This is a genomic window from Nostoc sp. LEGE 12454 (genome assembly GCF_056620565.1).
On sequence record NZ_JBWQXL010000009.1, the window covers coordinates 113,528 to 130,504 of the forward strand.

Below are 16,977 nucleotides of genomic sequence, written 5' to 3' on the forward strand. Positions count from 1 at the left end.
GAGACGCGATAAATCGCCGTGTTTAAAATAATCGGTATTTTGTAGAGACGGCGATTTATCGCGTCTTTGCTTTGCGATGATTTATTTATTCAATTTGAGGCTAGGCTAACGAGCATTTTTTCAAAAATTTTCAACACATGCTCCTCTCCATTGTCTCTAATAAAAATGCCAAAATTTGGATGAGAGTTGATTTCAATTAACCAATATTGATTATCTCGATCTAATACAATATCAAAGCCACCATAATCAAGGTCTAACTCTTCAAAAACTGGTTGAGCAAAATTAGCAATCTCTGACAGTATTTCTGAATCGTTGATATACTTGGCTTTCGCACCATCCCAATGTAGAGGACTGAGATTACCGACAAATTTCGCATCAGATATATCTTTTTCATAGAGCAAAACCAACTCTTTATTTAAGAAAACCGCTCTATACTCAGATTTGATGTGAATAAATTCTTGAGCAAGAGCGACGTAATCATACTTATTATTAATATTAAAAATTTCCTTTAAAGCAGTTTCAATTTCATCTATATTCTTACATAAAAAGACATTATGTCCGCTTGCACCAGAATTCCTTTTAATAATTACTGGTGTTTCAAAGCTTTCTTTTATTTCCAATACGATATCTTGAATAGTTGGAAATTTTAAGTAAATCTTATATTTAGTGTCACAAAAAGGGGAAAGAAAACCTACTGTCCGAGGAAGTTTAACTTTTTTATTTAAAACATGATAAGTATATTCTTTGTCTTTGAGCAGGTGTGCTACTGCTTGATTAAGCAACGGAGTACTATAGTTACAAAAATAATGCTGTTTACTATTCAATTTTATTTTGATTAAGTTTTCCGAAGGATGAAGAATTTCATAGCTGATATTTAAATTTTTACAAGCTTTCAGCAATAGCGAAACGTTGTCTAACATAAATACTTAAAGTTAAACTCCAAATTACGAACTTGTACTGAGCGTAGCCGAAGTATTACGAATTACGAATTAGGTTGCCGAGCGAAGCCGAGGTACGAATTATTTTAACTTGCGGTTTGCCGTTTAAAAATTACTATCTCAGTCCCAACAACCGGGTTACGAGCTATCAGCGTATTTTGAGAGTCGATAATTTCTAAATGAGTAAAATCAAGTTCTTGAGAGCGCTGTAATATTTCCGCAGCTAGTTTGTCTTGCTGAGATTCATTGAGAGTGTACCAATCATTACTAATTTTGACAGTCAAGTTACTTGTACGGAAGTTAGCTTGAATTGACTTTATCAGACCAGAGGCAACGCGATCGCTAATTTCGGCTACCTGATTTTCAATAGCCGCAATCAAAGCTTGTTCAGGTGTCAATTCTATGATGGGTGTCGGCGTTGGCGTTGGTGTTGGGATTGGCGTTGGCGTAGGAATTGGTTCTGGTTCCGGTTCCGGCGTTGGTGGCGTAATTTGTACTTCTGGCGGGGGCGTAATTTCCTCTGGCGGCTGTGGTTCTGGTGCGACTGATTCCGGTGGAGTAGTTATCGTTGGTGTTGGTATGGGAACCTCTTCAACCGGGGGAACGGTTGCTATTTCCGTAGGTTTACCAGTAAATACAGTTGTAGTCGTCCAAACGAGAATTACAGCAACTCCAGTCACAATTCCCGTCAAAGCTGTATCTGATAACTTTGTTGACAAATTTGATGGTAAAAACAAGCGGATTGTCCTTAACAATCCACCCCATCGCAACTGAAGTTGCTGAAAAAAACCTGGTTTTTCCTCACTACCAGGTGGGGGTGCTGTCTCCAGTTTCTCCACCGTTACTTCTAAAACCCCAATCGTCCCTTGGAGAAGTTGGATAATTTTAGCCTTCCAAAATGGCTGAACTCTCTGGTAAGGTTTTTGGGGAGGTTGAGTTATCTGCTCATCCGTCGGTTTTGACTGATTGTCTTGTGACATGGAACTTTCACCAAAAGCAGCGAATCAAAGACAAACAACGTACATTATTACTGGTGCTGCCTTCTTTTGCATTAATGTATCACTTCATTGCTCATTGTTTCCGCTAAACTGACTATTTATTAAATTTGGTGACTTATGAAACTGAAACGCCGTCAATTTTTATTTTTAAGTAGCGTCAGCGCCATTGGTACAGGATTTTTAAGCTGGATGTTAGCTCATCAAAATCATCAAAGTGCTGATATTAGCGATTCAACAACAGCTATAGCCGCCAACCCAGCTAAAAAAGACTTGTTATTACGTTTTGTGTCTGTAGCAGATACGGGAACTGGGGCTAAAGGACAGTATGCTGTGGCTGGAGCTATGAATGCTTATCATAAGAAAAATCCTTATGATTTAGTCGTTTTAGCTGGAGACAACATTTATAATAACGGCGAAATTGAGAAAATTAATGCAGTTTTTGAACGTCCTTATCAAGGTTTACTCAAGCAAGGTGTGAAATTTCAGGCTTGTTTAGGTAATCACGATATTCGTACCGCCAATGGCGATCCACAAGTCAAATATGCTGGCTTTAATATGAAGGGACGTTACTATACATTTCGCCGGGGAACTGTGCAATTTTTTGCTTTAGATACTAACGGTAATGCTGATTGGAAAAACCAGCTGCCTTGGTTAGAAAAAGAATTAAGTCTTAGTAATGCTCCTTGGAAAGTAGTGTTTGGTCATCATCCGATTTATTCATCGGGTCAGTATGGGAATAATCCAGATTTTATTAAAACTTTTACACCCCTATTTAAAAAATACGGCGTTCAACTTTACATCAATGGCCACGAACATAATTATGAGCGCACTCGTGCTATTGATGGTACAACTTACTTAATTTGTGGTGCAGGTGCTGGCAATCGTCCTGTAGGGCGTTCTGAGTGGACAGGGTATTCTACCAGTGACTTAAGTTTTGCTTCTTATGAAGTGTATAAAGATAGAATAGAAATAAGTGCGATCGCTACTAATAATCGCGTTTTTGATAAAGGTATTATTCAGTTGAAATCAGCTTAGTTATTATGAAAGTCAAGCGCTTAAAAATGCAATCCTTCCGTGGAATCGGCGATTTGACCCTGGAATTTGATCTAACGGAACCTATTGTGCTTATTGGTATCAACGGTGTAGGTAAGTCCAGTATTCTTGATGCTCTTTCCCTTTTACTTTCGCGTTTTATGGAATGGATAGGAGGTATTTCCACAAAAGAGGAAGTAAGGGCATTTAGTGAACTAGATATTTCTAATAAAGACACATTAACAAGACTGAGTATTACGATTTTATTAGGTAGAGGAGAAGATGATTGGGAAATATCTCGAAGTCGTAATGGGGTATCTGAAGATTCAATGCATGAACTGATAAGGTCTACTGCTAATGCAATTTGGCGTCATTGGCAAAATGAGCCTGAATACAACCTACCTCTAACAGTATACTATCCTGTCAATCGTGCAGTTATTGATATTAGACTAGAGATTCCAAAGAAAACTCAGTTTAAGCAAATAGATGCTTATGAAAAAGCTCTTACGGGCAGCAGAAGTGACTTTGCAATTTTTTTTCAATGGTTTAGAAACCGAGAAGATTTAGAGAGTGAGTTACTACGAGACAATCGTACTTACCAAGATTCACAGTTAGAAGCAGTTAGACAAGCTATATCTTCATTGATACCTAGTTTCTCAAAGTTACGGGTTCGTCGTTCTCCTTTAAGAATGACTGTAATCAAAAAAGGTGAAGAACTGATAGTAAATCAGCTATCTGATGGAGAAAAATGCCTGCTGGCTATGGTGGGTGATTTAGCAAGACGATTAGCGATCGCTAACCCTAGTTTACCAGATCCACTCCAAGGTAGTGGTGTTGTTTTAATTGATGAAATTGAACTCCACCTACACCCTAAATGGCAACGGGAAATTATTCCAGCTTTGACAAGAACATTCCCTAATTGCCAATTTATTGTTACCACCCATTCGCCTCAAGTAATTAGCCAAGTCAAGCCTGAAGGAATTTATATTCTAGAAAAAACAGACGAAGGTGTTGTTGCTAAAAGACCAGAAAGTTCCTTTGGGAGAGACAGCAATCGCATTTTAGAAGACCTCATGGGTGTTCCAGAACGTCCGCAGGAAATTAAGGAAAGTCTTTTAGAGCTTTTTCGACTAATTGATGCTGGAAATATTGAAGGTGCTAGGCAATTACGTCAACAATTGGCTATTGAAATTGGAGCAGACGAACCAGAATTTGTCAAAGCGGATGTACTCATTCGGCGGAAGGAAATTCTCAACCGATGAAGTATATCAAAAAGAATCAGGAACCAGAGAAATTTTCCAATTGGAAGGCTGAAGAAAATGATGATTGGAAACCTAGCTGGGATGATAATTTTCAAACACCAGAAAAACCTGTTGTACATGATGCTCTACTGAAGGAACAAGGATATATCTGTTGCTATTGTGGAATGCGTATTACTAGAACAACTAGCCACATAGAACACCTCAAACCTCGTAGTACTTATCCAAATCTGGCACTTGAGTACACAAATCTCATCGCTTCATGTCAAGGAGAAAGTGAAGAACCTCCTACTGTTCCAGTACATTGCGGACATAAGAAAAAGTATTGGTACGATGAAAATTTGATGGTTTCACCTTTGGAAATAAACTGTACTGATTTTTTTAAATATCCTGCTTCTGGTGAAATTCAACCGACAGATAATCCAGGTAAAAAAGCTATTGCTGAAACAACAATTAAGAAGCTTGCACTTGACATTGACAAACTGCAAAAGATGCGTAGAGTAGCAATTGATGCTGCATTGCTGGCTACTGAAGGTTTGACTGAAATAGAAATACAACTGCTTGCTGAAGGTTATCAGGAGTTAGATGCTAATGACCAATACACTCCGTTTTGCGCTGCAATTACCTATTTACTCAAGAATTATTTTTGATTCACATTATACTAAATAGTATTAACTTAATTCTCACCAAATAGTATATGATTCTTGAGGCTGTAATGCTTCATGTTAAACCCGGTTTAGAATTCGATTTTGAAGCTACTTTCAAAAAAGCTTCTAAAATTATTTCCTCAATGGACGGATATTTATCCCATGAATTGCATAAATGTATAGAAGTTCAAGGTAAATATTTATTAATTGTCAGATGGGAAACTTTAGAATCTCATACTCTAGGATTTAGAAGTTCTACTGAGTATCAAGAGTGGAAAAAACTTCTACATCATTTTTATGAGCCATTTCCCACTGTTGAACACTTTGAAGAAATTGAAATATGAAAAACAACAAGTTACAAAAACTCATCCTTTGATAAGTTCAAAAGAAGCTGGAGTTAATACAACTTAAGCTCAACTTATAAATGTTGCTGTTTTAGTTACAACTAACTCGTTTTTAGATAAGTAAAACTAAAGTTGGATTTAATCGATTTAATCATTAATTATAGAAAGTCCAAAAATGATAAGTTAGGAAGGAGTTTTAGTTAATAAAACTCCTATTTTAATTATTAATGAACAAGTTTTAGTTAGTCCAGCACGTTCTGGAGTTATAAATGCTTCTTCTGTAGTTGACACAGCTTGTTATGTAGCAACGCACCATCAAAATATAGTCTATCTGGTCGTTTATATACCTCTTACTCTACTCGTTGCAACTGTGCTACTCTTGGGTCAACAATTTTTTGTCCCAAACTGGCAAATTTAATTGCTACAGACATCTTATTACCCGTTCCGAAGACGTGAGTGATTTCACCAAGACCAAAAGTTTTATGTAATACTCGATCGCCTACTTGCCAATTCTGGGCTGAGTCTTGTTTCCCATTAGGAGTAGAGGCACTTTTGGTATAACTTTGACGACTCGCGCGTTTGGTAGATAATAATTCTTCTGGTAATTCGTCGAGAAATTGCGATCGCATTGCAGGTTCACGAGAACCATACAAACGACGTTCCCGCGCGTGTGATAAAAATAACCTTTCTTGTGCGCGAGTAATCCCCACATAACACAAGCGGCGTTCTTCTTCCAAAGATGCGGGGTCACTTAGCGATCGGTAGCCGGGAAATAGCCCTTGTTCTAATCCCACCAAAAATACTACGGGAAATTCCAGACCTTTGGATGCGTGCAAAGTCATCAAAGAAACGGCTGTCTGTCCTTCTTTTAAGTTATCCAAATCAGAACTGAGGGCAGCACTACTCAGAAAGTCTCGCAGGGAAATTTCTTCGTTTTCTTCTTGAAATTGCAGCGCGGCGTTATAAAGTTCTTGAACGTTTTGTACCCGATCTGTGGCTTCATCCGTGCCTTGATTCATCAAATCTTGAACGTAACCAGAATCTTCCAATATTCCTTGCAAAACCTCAGTCACGGGAAGCGTGCTGACTTGTGCTTGCCAACGGCTGATCGTAGCGGCAAAGTTATTTACAGCTTTTGTCGCCCGTCCAGCTAATGTATTAACTGATGTTTCGTCGCTGAGTATTTCCCACAAAGTTGTCCCTAATTGCTGAGATGCGTTCATCAAAGCGTCAATAGTGGTTTTGCCAATTCCCCGCCGGGGAGTATTAATAACTCGTAATAAACTGACTGTATCAGCCGGATTATTTATCGCTCTTAAATAAGCAACGACATCTTTAATTTCTTTGCGATCGTAGAACCTCATTCCCCCCACAACTGTGTAAGGAATTTGATATTTCACCAGCAATTCTTCAAAGGGACGAGATTGGGCATTCGTCCGATAAAGTATGGCAAAACTACCCCAGTTTAACTCTGGATTTTGCTGTTCTAAAGTGCTAATTTGATTAATTACAAATGCCGCTTCTGCAAGTTCTTCATCGGCTTTGTGACAAGTAATCTGTTCACCCGTTCCCCGCGTCGCTTTCAGGACTTTATCAATCCGTTGGGTGTTATTTTCAATCAGTTCATTAGCCGCTTGCAGAATGTTTTCACAAGAACGATAGTTTTCTTCTAGCTTAACCATCGTTCGGGTGTCATCATCTACCAAACCATCGCCAAAGTCTTCCTGAAATCCTAGCAAGATGGTGAAATCTGCCATCCGAAAGCTGTAAATTGATTGGTCTGCATCACCAACAACAAAAACTGAGCGATTTTCCCATTGCCATTCGCTCTTTTTGGTTTCGCCATTAGTAACTAATAAATTAATCAGTTGATACTGAGTGCGGTTAGTATCCTGATATTCATCTACAAGGATATGACGAAATTTACGATGCCAATAACCCAATACCTGCTCGTTTTGTTGAAATAATCTAGTAGGTACAAGAATTAGATCGTCAAAGTCGAGAGCGTTGTTTTGTGCTAACTTATCTTGATATAAATTGTATACTTGACCAATTACCCGTCCGCGATAATTTGGCTGGTCTTGCTCAAATTCTTGGGGCGATAAACCTTGGTTTTTAGCGTTACTAATAGCGTAGCGGACAGAGCGGGCGTCAAACTTCTTATCGTCTAAATTTAGCTCTTTATTAACGATTTCTTTGATCAGACTTATTACATCTGATTCATCAAATATAGAGAAATTACGATTCCACTTGCGTCCTTTTTCGTCTACGTATTTTTCAATATCAAAGCGAAGAATACGAGAAAATAGACTGTGGAAAGTGCCACACCACAAATCTTTGATCGTGTTTTTGTAAACTTGCGATCGCAGTTGCGTTTGTTGGTATTCTGTCAACAAATCCAACCGCTGTCCATGTTGTTTCATTGCCAGTTGTTCAGCAAACAGCCGTTGAATCCGTTCTTTCATCTCCCGTGCGGCTTTATTGGTAAAAGTAACCGCCAGGATATTTTCTGGATCGACACGGTGTTTCAGAATCAAATTTGCAATCCGATAAGTCAGCGCTCGTGTTTTACCGGAACCTGCGCCAGCAACAACTAGCAACGGGCCGCAGTAATGTTCGACAGCTTGACGTTGGCTGGGGTTAAGGTGACTGAGAAAGTCGATGGTTGTTGTCATGGATGTGAAAAAGCGATTGCCTGGTGTCACATCAATAGAGAGTCGCTATTGCCCAGGTTACAATATCCTAACGAAACTTGGTCAATAAAGATTGTGTGGCAATCTTCTTAACCAGAATGGTACTGTATCACGATTTATGTAGAAGTAAGAAAAACCTATGCTGTCAGTCAAAGGCACATTCCAAAACGGTGTGGTTCATCCTAATGAACCAATTGAAGGGCATGAGGGGCAGTCAGTGATAATTGTGTTTGTCGAAGAAAACCGCACACCTGAGCCAGCAATGCCAGAAGACTCCGATTGGGATAAACTGAGGCAGTTGATTAAAAACTGTGCAGTTGATACAGATATTGACGATTTGGCACACCAGCATGACCATTATCTCTATGGAATGCCAAAGCGAGAATCATAACCTTGAGGAAAGTTTTTGTCTTCACAGCTGCCTGGATTGCCCTTCTTAATGTTAGGGATAATCTTCATCACCAGGCAACTGAAGTAATGGATAGACTTCTGCGCTTAGAAACGCCTTTGGTGACAACAGAGTTTGTACTATTGGAGGTTGCAGATGTTCTGTGTACACCAGTCAGCCGTATTCAGACAGTTGCTTTCATCAACAGTTTGAGAGTTTTAAAAAGTGTGCGAATCATCCCTTTCGACCAAAAATTGCTGGATGAAGGTTGGATGTTATACAGCCAGCGTCCTGATAAAGATTGGGGACTAACTGACTGTATTAGCTTTGCGGTGATGACACAGGAGGGGATTACTCAAGCCTTTACATCTGACCGGCATTTTGAGCAAGCAGGATTTACAACAGTTTTGTAAATCAAAAAATACTGGGATTTAGACAAAGTTTGTGTTGTGGCAATTCATAATTGCCCTGACAATACGTTAACTTTTCTACGTAGAAAACTTAGCCACTAGTTATTCCGGCGCGTTGTGTCGTAAAATCAGCCACGGGGAATCAAACATCAAAACATGATGAGCAAGCTCTAACTTGTTCTGTTGTCAACAATAGGGGCAATTTATTAATTTAATTGCCCCAATACGTTTTCGTGGGGACATGACAATGTTTCCTAGACCGTGGTTTATTTGCTTGCAAAACGCTGTACATATCTAACTGAGAGTATAGTCACCAATCGGACTATTCACTCCTTAAGTACCCAATTGACATTAGGTAACAATACACGATACATCATCATTGAACCGTTAAATTTTTAAAGATGAAAAATTTCTTTAATTGCAGGTTTTACCAGTATAAAGAGGGGTGGATATGGATTTTAGCTTAATTGTATCCAACATTTTGAATCCGCCAATCTTGTTTTTCTTTTTAGGCATGACTGCTGTTTTTGTCAAGTCCGATTTAGAAATTCCCCCACCAGTGCCTAAACTCCTTTCGTTGTATTTGCTGTTTGCAATTGGTTTTAAAGGAGGGGTAGAACTAATCAAAAGCGGACTGAATCAAGAAGTGATTCTAACACTCGCAGCAGCAATGTTGATGGCTTGTTTTGTTCCAATTTACACCTTTTTTATCTTAAAGTGGAAACTGGATACTTACGATGCTGCGGCGATCGCAGCAACCTACGGTTCTATCAGTGCCGTCACTTTCATCACTGCCGGCGCTTTTTTAACTGAGCTTGGTATTCAGTATGATGGTTACATGGTAGCAGCTCTTGCCCTGATGGAATCTCCGGCGATCATTGTTGGTCTGATTTTGGTAAGTATATTTACCGCCGATGAAAAGCGAGAGTTTGCTTGGTCGGAAGTTTTGCAAGAAGCATTTCTTAATAGTTCAGTTTTTCTACTAGTCGGTAGCCTCTTGATCGGTGTCTTGACAGGAGAACGTGGTTGGCACGTATTAGAACCCTTTGCTCAAGGGTTGTTTTATGGCATTCTCACCTTCTTTTTATTGGATATGGGACTGGTGGCTGCCAGAAGAATTAAAGACTTGCAAAAAACCGGAGTTTTCCTGATTTTATTTGCCATACTAATTCCAATACTCAATGCAGGCATTGGGTTAGCGATCGCCAAATTCATCGGTATGCCTCAGGGAAATTCGCTGTTATTCGCTGTATTGTGTGCTAGCGCTTCTTACATTGCTGTGCCAGCAGCGATGCGGATGACTGTTCCTGAAGCAAATCCCAGCCTATATGTTTCTACCGCTCTAGCAGTCACATTTCCGTTCAATATTATTGTGGGAATTCCGCTATATCTCTACGGAATTAACCTATTCTGGAGGTAATAATATGCACGTAGTTAAAAAGATAGAAATTATCGCCAACTCCTTTGAGCTTGCCAAAATTTTAGATAATTTAGACAAGTCAGGTGTACATAACCACGCCGTCATTAGAAATGTTGTTGGTAAAGGATTACGAGGAACAACAGAAGATTTAGACATGACCATGCTTGATAATGTTTACATCCTCGCGTTTTGTATGCCAGACGAACTCAAGCGTGTTGTCGAAAATATCAGACCACTCCTGAATAAATTCGGAGGTACTTGCTACGTTTCCGATGTGATGGAAATTCGTTCTGTCAGATGTATCGCGTCTCTGTAAGAGAGTTATAAATTCAATGAAGCATTTCATGGAACGTCGTGACTTTTTGAAGTTAGGAATGACCGGGGCATTTGGGGTGATGCTATCTACCAGCGATTTACTCTGGCGGGTAGAACAGGCTAAAGCTGCCGAAATCCCCTCAACTTCCACTGAATCCCTCACTCCCGATGCAGCTTTGCAAAAGCTGATAGAGGGAAATCAGCGATTTATTCAGCATCATCCTCAATACCCCGATCAATCTGAGCTGCGGCTGCACGAAGTTGCTCAAGCTCAACATCCATTTGCAACTATTCTTAGTTGTGCGGATTCACGAGTACCCGCAGAAATTGTTTTCGATCAAGGCATTGGAGACATTTTTGATGTTCGGATTGCCGGAAATATTGCCACACATGAAGCGATCGGCAGTATTGAATATGCAGTTGTCTTATTAGGTTCTCCGCTGCTGATGGTGATGGGTCATGAGCGTTGTGGCGCAGTAACCGCAGCTGTTAAAAAAGAATCATTACCTGGTGATATTAGTACTTTTGTTAAGGCAATTAAGCCAGCCCTAAAAAGGGTCAAGGATCAGCCGGGTGATGCGGTTGAAAACGCTGTAGTGGCAAATGTGCAATATCAAATTGAACGATTGAAGCGATCAAAGCTCTTAACTGAGCAGATGGAGTCGGGCAAATTGAAAATTGTCGGAGGTCGTTACGACTTGGATACAGGTAGGGTGACTATTATTACTTAATTCGGCAGAGGATTCCCAGATTAGGGGAACAGGGGAGCAGAGGGGCAGAGGGGCAGAGGGGCAGAGGGGCAGAGGGGCAGAGGGGCAGAGGGGCAGAGGGGCAGAGGGGCAGAGGGGCAGAGGGGCAGGGAAGAAGTAACTAATGCCCAATGCCCACTTGCCCTGAGCGTACCCCTTTGGGGAAGCAAGCTACGCGTAGCGTCTCACAGAGAAGCCGAAGGGATGCCCAATACCCCATTCAATCCTGCACAGTCATTGGCAGACGAATAGTGAAAGTAGAGCCAATTCCTGGCTGACTTTTGACAATAATTTCACCACCCATCATCTGGCAAAAGTGGCGGCTAATTGCCAACCCCAGTCCCGTACCTCCATACTTTTTCGTAGTTGAAGTATCCCCTTGTGTAAAAGGTTGAAATAACTGCTGCTGTTGACGGTTAGACATACCGATACCTGTGTCGGTAACGGTGAAAATAATGCTGCCCAAAGGAGCCTCCGGTCGGAATTCATCCTTTTCTCTGTTGACTGTCAACGTCACCTTGCCGTTTGTAGTGAATTTACTGGCGTTGCTGAGTAAGTTTAACAATACCTGCCGCATCCTAGTTTGATCGGCGTACATAGTACCAAGTTGCTCATCAAAATTTACTTCTAAAATATTGGCATTTTTTTCTATAGCTGGTTTGACTGTGAGAACAACGTTATGAATCAGCGTCGCAATCTCGAATGTCTCAGGATACAGGGTCATTTTCCCCGCTTCAATTTTTGACAAGTCGAGGATTTCGTTAATCAAATGCAGTAGATGCTTGCCAGCAGCGTTAATTGTTTCTAAGTCGGTGATAAAGTCTGGCGATAAACCAAGATCGGTAGCGTCGTCTTCTAGTAGTTGGCTTAAGCCAATGACAGCATTTAATGGTGTGCGTAATTCGTGGCTGACATTGGCCAAAAATACGCTTTTTGCTTTGCTAGCAGCTTCGGCTAATTCTTTAGCTTGTTGTAGTTCTTTTGTTCGCTGAGATACTCGCTCAATCAGATGATTTAGAGATTTGGCGAGTAGGCCAATTTCATCTTCAGTGGTAACGGGCGCTCGCAAATCGAAATTATGTTTCCTGGCAACTTGTTCAGCTACTTGGGTTACAGTGATCACTGGTTCAGCGATCGCTCGACTGGTACGCCAAGCTACAATAGCTGCGATCGCTACTGAAACCAGCATACTCACGATCACGATCAATCGCTCAACTATTCTTGCCTGCTCAACGGCTTTTTGCCTTTCTTGCTCTTGATCTTGGGCAGTTTGCAGGATGTTAGTCAAGCTTTGAGAAAGCTGTTCTAGCCGCATGGCTGTTTCACCACGCATTATTGTTAATAACTGCGATCGCGCCGAGGAAATCTTCTGAGGCTGCACTTTTGGGGAGTCAATTTTCTGTAAGACGACCTCGATTTGGTCAACGTAGGCTTTTAAATTAGTCTTATAATCCAGCAACAAAGTCTGTAAAGTTGAACTTGTTGCTGCTAGTCTTTTAGGTTTACTATCGAGAAATCCGCCAATTTTTGACTCTAGTTGCTTGGCTTTTTCAACATTTTTCAGAAAATCAGCTTTTTTGCTTTGCAGTTGTTGTGAATTTTCTAATACAGCAACTAGGTTAGAACTATGTAATTGCGCCCCTACTACTGCATCTTTATAATTACTCAGTAGTTGTCCTTGTTCATAAGCTTGATTGAATTGTCTAACTTCCCTTCCCCGGTAGTAACTAGCAATCACTAACCCAGTCAGTGAACCAAAAAAGCCAATTCCGATAGCTACAAAGTACCCATAGCCAATTTTTTGATGGATACGCCAAGAACTAGCTTTGAGTTTCCCTCGTGAAGGAAATTCTATAGTTGGGAGTTCGTCTGTCGATGGCTCTTCAGCTGACACTTTTTTGCTTTCTGAACTGCTGTAAATAGGGGTTGGCTGTTGAGGAAGGCATTTCTCAAACCTCCATGCCTTCCCGCAAAAATAATCAAATTAGTCTAGATTGTCAAAATACCTTAATTTAGTCATTAACATCTACATTATCTTCTTTTATCGCAAGAGCAAATCATTGCCTGCTAGATAATTAGTATCACCTTAAATTATATAAGTAAATTTTACAACAAGCTAATTAAGTATAATTACTAAAGTTAATATAACTCATTTTTTTTAGGATCGACGATATAGTTTCCTCCACCAAAGACCCGCCTGAGAGCGTCTTCTCCTTACTACACTACTTTCCACAATATGCGGTTAATAGCAAGCAATGAGTTCTTGCGATCGCCTACGCCATTACTCTACCTTATTGCTTTCTTATAAAATTAATACAATCAGGAAAAAAACAAAAGGTTTTATACTTGTTGCAAATTGGGGATTGGGCAAAAGAGCGGTGAGTTTTGTTTATCCCTTTGTCTCCCGACATTCCAGGCACATATATCATACAATAGGTTAAAAGTCTAGTCTATATTAACGCACAAAAATTTTTATTACGTATTAATATCAATACGAATGCGTGAATTGACGAACGCGGCTTAAGATAGCTTTAATATCCGGTAAAATCGGCTTCTAGGCTTATATAAATGAGAAGTGGAGTGATTTTTGCATGATTTGTACTTAGATTTAGTACGATTATGAGCAAATGACACGGAATGGGATAATCACAACCTGAGGATTCCGGTTGATTCCAAAAATAGAACTCAGGAAGTTGATTATAATACATCCTGCTGCCTTCTGAGTTCTATCCTCCTACTGACTGTCTATCTTGTAGTTGATGCAGTAGATAGTATGGGGCAACTATGGTTATAGGACACTAAAATCTTTTTGTGCCTTTCACCAAATTGTACTGATTCACAAGTACATTACCTAATCAACAACCTTTTGGTTGTAATTATCCCGATTAGAAAAACTCAACTGTCAAATTAATAGGAGTGAAAATGCCAGAACAAGAATTTACCGAAACCCCATCTAAAGAGACTACAGTGGCAGAAATCAACAGCCAAACAGGAACCATCACCAAACTCCAGCCTCCGGCACAGCCTCAAGACGAATGGGTAAAATACGGGGAGCAGATTTCTACCTTTTTAGCAACATTACCAGATTATCTGGGAAGCTTCTTTAATCAATATAAGCAACCCCTGGTAACAGTTGGTTTAATTGTAGGATCAATTGTTGCCGTTAAGGTACTCTTGGCAATATTAGATGCTTTGAATGATATCCCTTTGGTAGCACCTACTTTTGAGCTGATCGGTATTGGTTACTCTGCCTGGTTTGTTTACCGTTATTTACTCAAAGCCTCAACCAGGAAAGAGTTAACGAGTGAAATCACCACTCTTAAATCACAAGTTGTCGGCAAACAAATTCCAGAAGCTTAATATCTAATTATCGCTTCTCTGTGAGACGCTACGCGTAGCTTGCTCTTTGTAGAAGTACGCTCTAATTCCAAATCCCTGAAGACTGGACGCCGGAAGTCGGTGTCCAGTCTTCTCTCAAAGTTTCCTACGAAGTTTATTAACAATTTTTATTCGTAATTAACTTATAGATGGGGATGTTAACCTCCACCCATAACACTACGCTACGACCTGTAAAGATCGCTTCCTCAAACCTTGGTTTAATTACGAATTACGAATTACGAATTAGTAATTATTGAGGCGAACCTCCGGTGGGTAATTTAACTTTTGGGTTGGGTTTTGGAGTCTGTGGAAGTTCTGGAGATATTTTGGGCGATGCTTGGGTTGGGCTAACCCTACGCACTATATTCGGAGATGTAATTGCCGCCAGTTTGCCCCGTTTGACTAAAGCTTGATGAATCATCGCGGCCACTTCCGCCCGACTAGCTACTTTGTTGGGATCGAGGACTTGGGGATTTGGGTAGTTAACTACCAGACCATTGGTTGTAGCGGCAGCGATTTTGGCGATAGCATAAGGTGGAATATCTTTAGCATCTTTATAGACACTGATAATCTGATTTGGGGAAGTGGGTGCTTTCAAATTCAACCCACTCACAAGGGCAACTAAAACTTGCACTCGTGAAATATTTTGTTGTGGTTTGAAGGTTTTTTTCGGGTAGCCCTTGAGAAATCCCGCACTGATGGCTTGGTCTATTGCTGAAGTTGCCCAGAATTTTGTTGGTACATCTTGAAATGCGATCGCAGTCTTAGACGGTTCTTGGTCAAAGGCTTTTTCTAGTATGGCAGCAAATTCAGCGCGGTTTACAGGCTGATTTGGTCTAAAAGAATAATCAGGAAACCCTTTGAGAATCCCACGGGCAGAAAGAACGTCTATAAAACGCCGACTCCAAAAGTCATTAGGCACATCGTTAAATGCAATTGGCGGCGGAATGATTGATTTTGGTTTTGCCGGAGTTACTAAAGGCAAAGCTGATGATTTGAGTGATGACTCAAGTTCTGTTGAAGGAGATACAGGCGTTTGTGGTCGTGGAGATTGAGTTGGAATTACCAGAATAGATGGTAACATTGCGCGGTAAGGAGTTGCGCTGTTAGTTGGGAATGAAGGTGTCTTGGGTTCAACAACAGCTTCAGGTGGAGAATAGGGCAAAACGTTGTTGGGGACTGTATAAGGTTCTACCTTGGCAGTAGGAGAGGGCAATACTGGATTTGGTCGAACACTAGGAGACGGAGTGGAGGAAGGCAACAGCAGCCCGTTTAAGTTCCAACTAGAATCTCTGCGAGACAACGACCAAAAAAGAATCGCTCCGATAGTGGTAAAGGCAACCAGAATGGCTATAAATTCATCAAAGCCAAGGGCAGTTTTTTGAGATGACTCCGGTTCGGAAGGAGGTCTATTTGTCATCGTGATTACCCTGGTAGCAGTAAAAATTTGTGTCTAAACAAATTAAGCCACAGATGACTCTTTTACACCAGCCCTTTTTTAATTCGTAATTCGTAATTCGTAATTCGTAATTCGTAATTCGTAATTCGTAATTCGTAATTCGTAGTACGGTATTAGGTTTCTGGTTCAACGCCGAGCGCTCGCAATTGGGCAGCTAGGCGATCGGCTCTTTGAGATTCTTGTTCTGCTCTTTGGGATTCCTGCTCTGCTCTTTGACTTTCCTGTTCTGCTCTTTCATCCCCACTCAACAACAAATTACCTTCTAAATCCCACCAACGCAGCCAGGGTAATTCTACATTCTGATAAACTCCCTGCCATAAACCTAATTCAACACCCAAAGCAACTATAGGATAATGTCCTCGTTCATTTGCTGGTAAAACTTGATACTGTCCTTCAATTAGATGATACACTTCTAGGCTGGCTTTACTCGCTTCATAAATGCCGTAGAAGGCAGGACGAATCACCTGCTCATAAATCCAAAATTTACCCTTCAAAGGAGTTTTATCTCGTTCTTCACTACCGTCCCCAGAGACAAATTCTAAGACAATCAACGGGGCAATAAACTCTCGCCACATCACATAAGAACGTCGCGTTTGCCCATTGAGCAAAAATGGTACATTCGGTACATAAAACCAATCTGGTGCTTCTGCGCCTTTTTCAGGGGGATCGGTCAACCGCCAGTAAATCCCTAAGTCCTGCCCTATACAGTATTCACCTTCAGGATTTAATTGCTTAAGGATGGGTGTAATTGAGTCAGTTAGTAGAAGGCTTTGGGGATGCTCTTGCCAATTTTTCACGAACGTACCATTGGACTCAGGAAGTTGAGTATGATCCGGGAAGGGAAAAGGAGTGAGAGCATTGGGTGGATTGGTTACAGAGGTCATAACGCTACCTTTGCACTCTTCGTAAAGGTTATTTTTAGTTTAACTTGCGTAGGCGTAGCCCGT

Annotated in this window: 16 protein-coding genes; 10 read left to right on the top strand and 6 right to left on the bottom strand. The window is 40.6% G+C overall.

What is annotated here, in order from left to right; translation table 11 throughout:
* Positions 1–89 precede the first annotated feature (89 nt).
* Entirely contained in the window at positions 90–920 is an 831-nt protein-coding gene (locus AC1F2U_RS12580) for an ATP-grasp domain-containing protein (RefSeq protein WP_480261410.1), read from the bottom strand.
* Between the two features lie 104 nt (positions 921–1,024).
* Positions 1,025–1,918 (bottom strand): hypothetical protein, encoded by an 894-nt coding sequence (locus AC1F2U_RS12585; RefSeq protein ID WP_480261411.1) that lies wholly within the window; start codon positions 1,916–1,918, stop codon positions 1,025–1,027.
* A 135-nt stretch (positions 1,919–2,053) separates the two neighbouring features.
* Between AC1F2U_RS12585 and AC1F2U_RS12590 the strand changes: the two genes are divergently transcribed.
* The 4 genes from AC1F2U_RS12590 to AC1F2U_RS12605 are packed head-to-tail and all read left to right on the top strand — an operon-like array spanning position 2,054 to position 5,218.
* On the top strand, positions 2,054–2,971 hold the full coding sequence (locus tag AC1F2U_RS12590) for a metallophosphoesterase family protein (RefSeq protein WP_480261412.1): 918 nt from the start codon (positions 2,054–2,056) through the stop codon (positions 2,969–2,971).
* A 5-nt stretch (positions 2,972–2,976) separates the two neighbouring features.
* Positions 2,977–4,230 (top strand): AAA family ATPase, encoded by a 1,254-nt coding sequence (locus AC1F2U_RS12595; protein ID WP_480261413.1) that lies wholly within the window; start codon positions 2,977–2,979, stop codon positions 4,228–4,230.
* Positions 4,227–4,877 (top strand): retron system putative HNH endonuclease, encoded by a 651-nt coding sequence (locus AC1F2U_RS12600; RefSeq protein WP_480261414.1) that lies wholly within the window; start codon positions 4,227–4,229, stop codon positions 4,875–4,877. The genes AC1F2U_RS12595 and AC1F2U_RS12600 overlap by 4 nt, the downstream gene beginning before the upstream one ends.
* Positions 4,878–4,924: 47 nt before the next feature.
* Positions 4,925–5,218 carry an antibiotic biosynthesis monooxygenase family protein gene (locus AC1F2U_RS12605; RefSeq protein ID WP_480261415.1) on the top strand — a complete coding sequence of 98 codons (294 nt, stop codon included), beginning with the start codon at positions 4,925–4,927 and terminating at the stop codon, positions 5,216–5,218.
* A gap of 350 nt (positions 5,219–5,568) precedes the next feature.
* On the opposite strand, the gene pcrA is transcribed toward AC1F2U_RS12605, so the two are convergent.
* On the bottom strand, positions 5,569–7,893 hold the full coding sequence (gene pcrA / locus AC1F2U_RS12610) for a DNA helicase PcrA (protein ID WP_480261416.1): 2,325 nt from the start codon (positions 7,891–7,893) through the stop codon (positions 5,569–5,571).
* A 157-nt stretch (positions 7,894–8,050) separates the two neighbouring features.
* On the opposite strand from pcrA, the gene AC1F2U_RS12615 reads away from it, so the two are divergent.
* The 5 genes from AC1F2U_RS12615 (at position 8,051) to AC1F2U_RS12635 (ending at position 11,175) form a co-directional block, all read left to right on the top strand.
* A complete protein-coding gene (locus tag AC1F2U_RS12615; RefSeq protein ID WP_480261417.1) occupies positions 8,051–8,302 on the top strand; it encodes a hypothetical protein in 252 nt (83 codons plus the stop codon).
* Positions 8,303–8,304: 2 nt separating this feature from the next.
* Entirely contained in the window at positions 8,305–8,712 is a 408-nt protein-coding gene (locus AC1F2U_RS12620) for a type II toxin-antitoxin system VapC family toxin (RefSeq protein WP_480261418.1), read from the top strand.
* 448 nt (positions 8,713–9,160) lie between these two features.
* Positions 9,161–10,129, top strand: a complete 969-nt coding sequence (locus tag AC1F2U_RS12625) for a sodium-dependent bicarbonate transport family permease (protein WP_292818712.1) — start codon at positions 9,161–9,163, stop codon at positions 10,127–10,129.
* Positions 10,130–10,133: 4 nt separating this feature from the next.
* Positions 10,134–10,445 carry a P-II family nitrogen regulator gene (locus AC1F2U_RS12630; protein WP_335188342.1) on the top strand — a complete coding sequence of 104 codons (312 nt, stop codon included), beginning with the start codon at positions 10,134–10,136 and terminating at the stop codon, positions 10,443–10,445.
* A gap of 28 nt (positions 10,446–10,473) precedes the next feature.
* Positions 10,474–11,175, top strand: coding sequence for a carbonic anhydrase (locus AC1F2U_RS12635; protein ID WP_480261503.1), 702 nt, complete (start codon positions 10,474–10,476; stop codon positions 11,173–11,175).
* A 238-nt stretch (positions 11,176–11,413) separates the two neighbouring features.
* Here the strand turns inward: AC1F2U_RS12635 and AC1F2U_RS12640 are convergent, their stop codons facing one another.
* Complete coding sequence (locus AC1F2U_RS12640; RefSeq protein ID WP_480261419.1) at positions 11,414–13,087, bottom strand: sensor histidine kinase; 1,674 nt, start codon at positions 13,085–13,087, stop codon at positions 11,414–11,416.
* Between the two features lie 1,028 nt (positions 13,088–14,115).
* On the opposite strand from AC1F2U_RS12640, the gene AC1F2U_RS12645 reads away from it, so the two are divergent.
* Positions 14,116–14,553 (top strand): CAAD domain-containing protein, encoded by a 438-nt coding sequence (locus tag AC1F2U_RS12645; protein ID WP_480261420.1) that lies wholly within the window; start codon positions 14,116–14,118, stop codon positions 14,551–14,553.
* Between the two features lie 268 nt (positions 14,554–14,821).
* Here the strand turns inward: AC1F2U_RS12645 and AC1F2U_RS12650 are convergent, their stop codons facing one another.
* Positions 14,822–15,991, bottom strand: a complete 1,170-nt coding sequence (locus AC1F2U_RS12650; RefSeq protein WP_480261421.1) for an S-layer homology domain-containing protein — start codon at positions 15,989–15,991, stop codon at positions 14,822–14,824.
* Between the two features lie 152 nt (positions 15,992–16,143).
* The gene (locus tag AC1F2U_RS12655) at positions 16,144–16,914 is read right to left on the bottom strand and encodes a Uma2 family endonuclease (RefSeq protein ID WP_480261422.1); all 771 of its coding nucleotides are present in this window, start codon (positions 16,912–16,914) and stop codon (positions 16,144–16,146) included.
* Positions 16,915–16,977 lie beyond the last annotated feature (63 nt).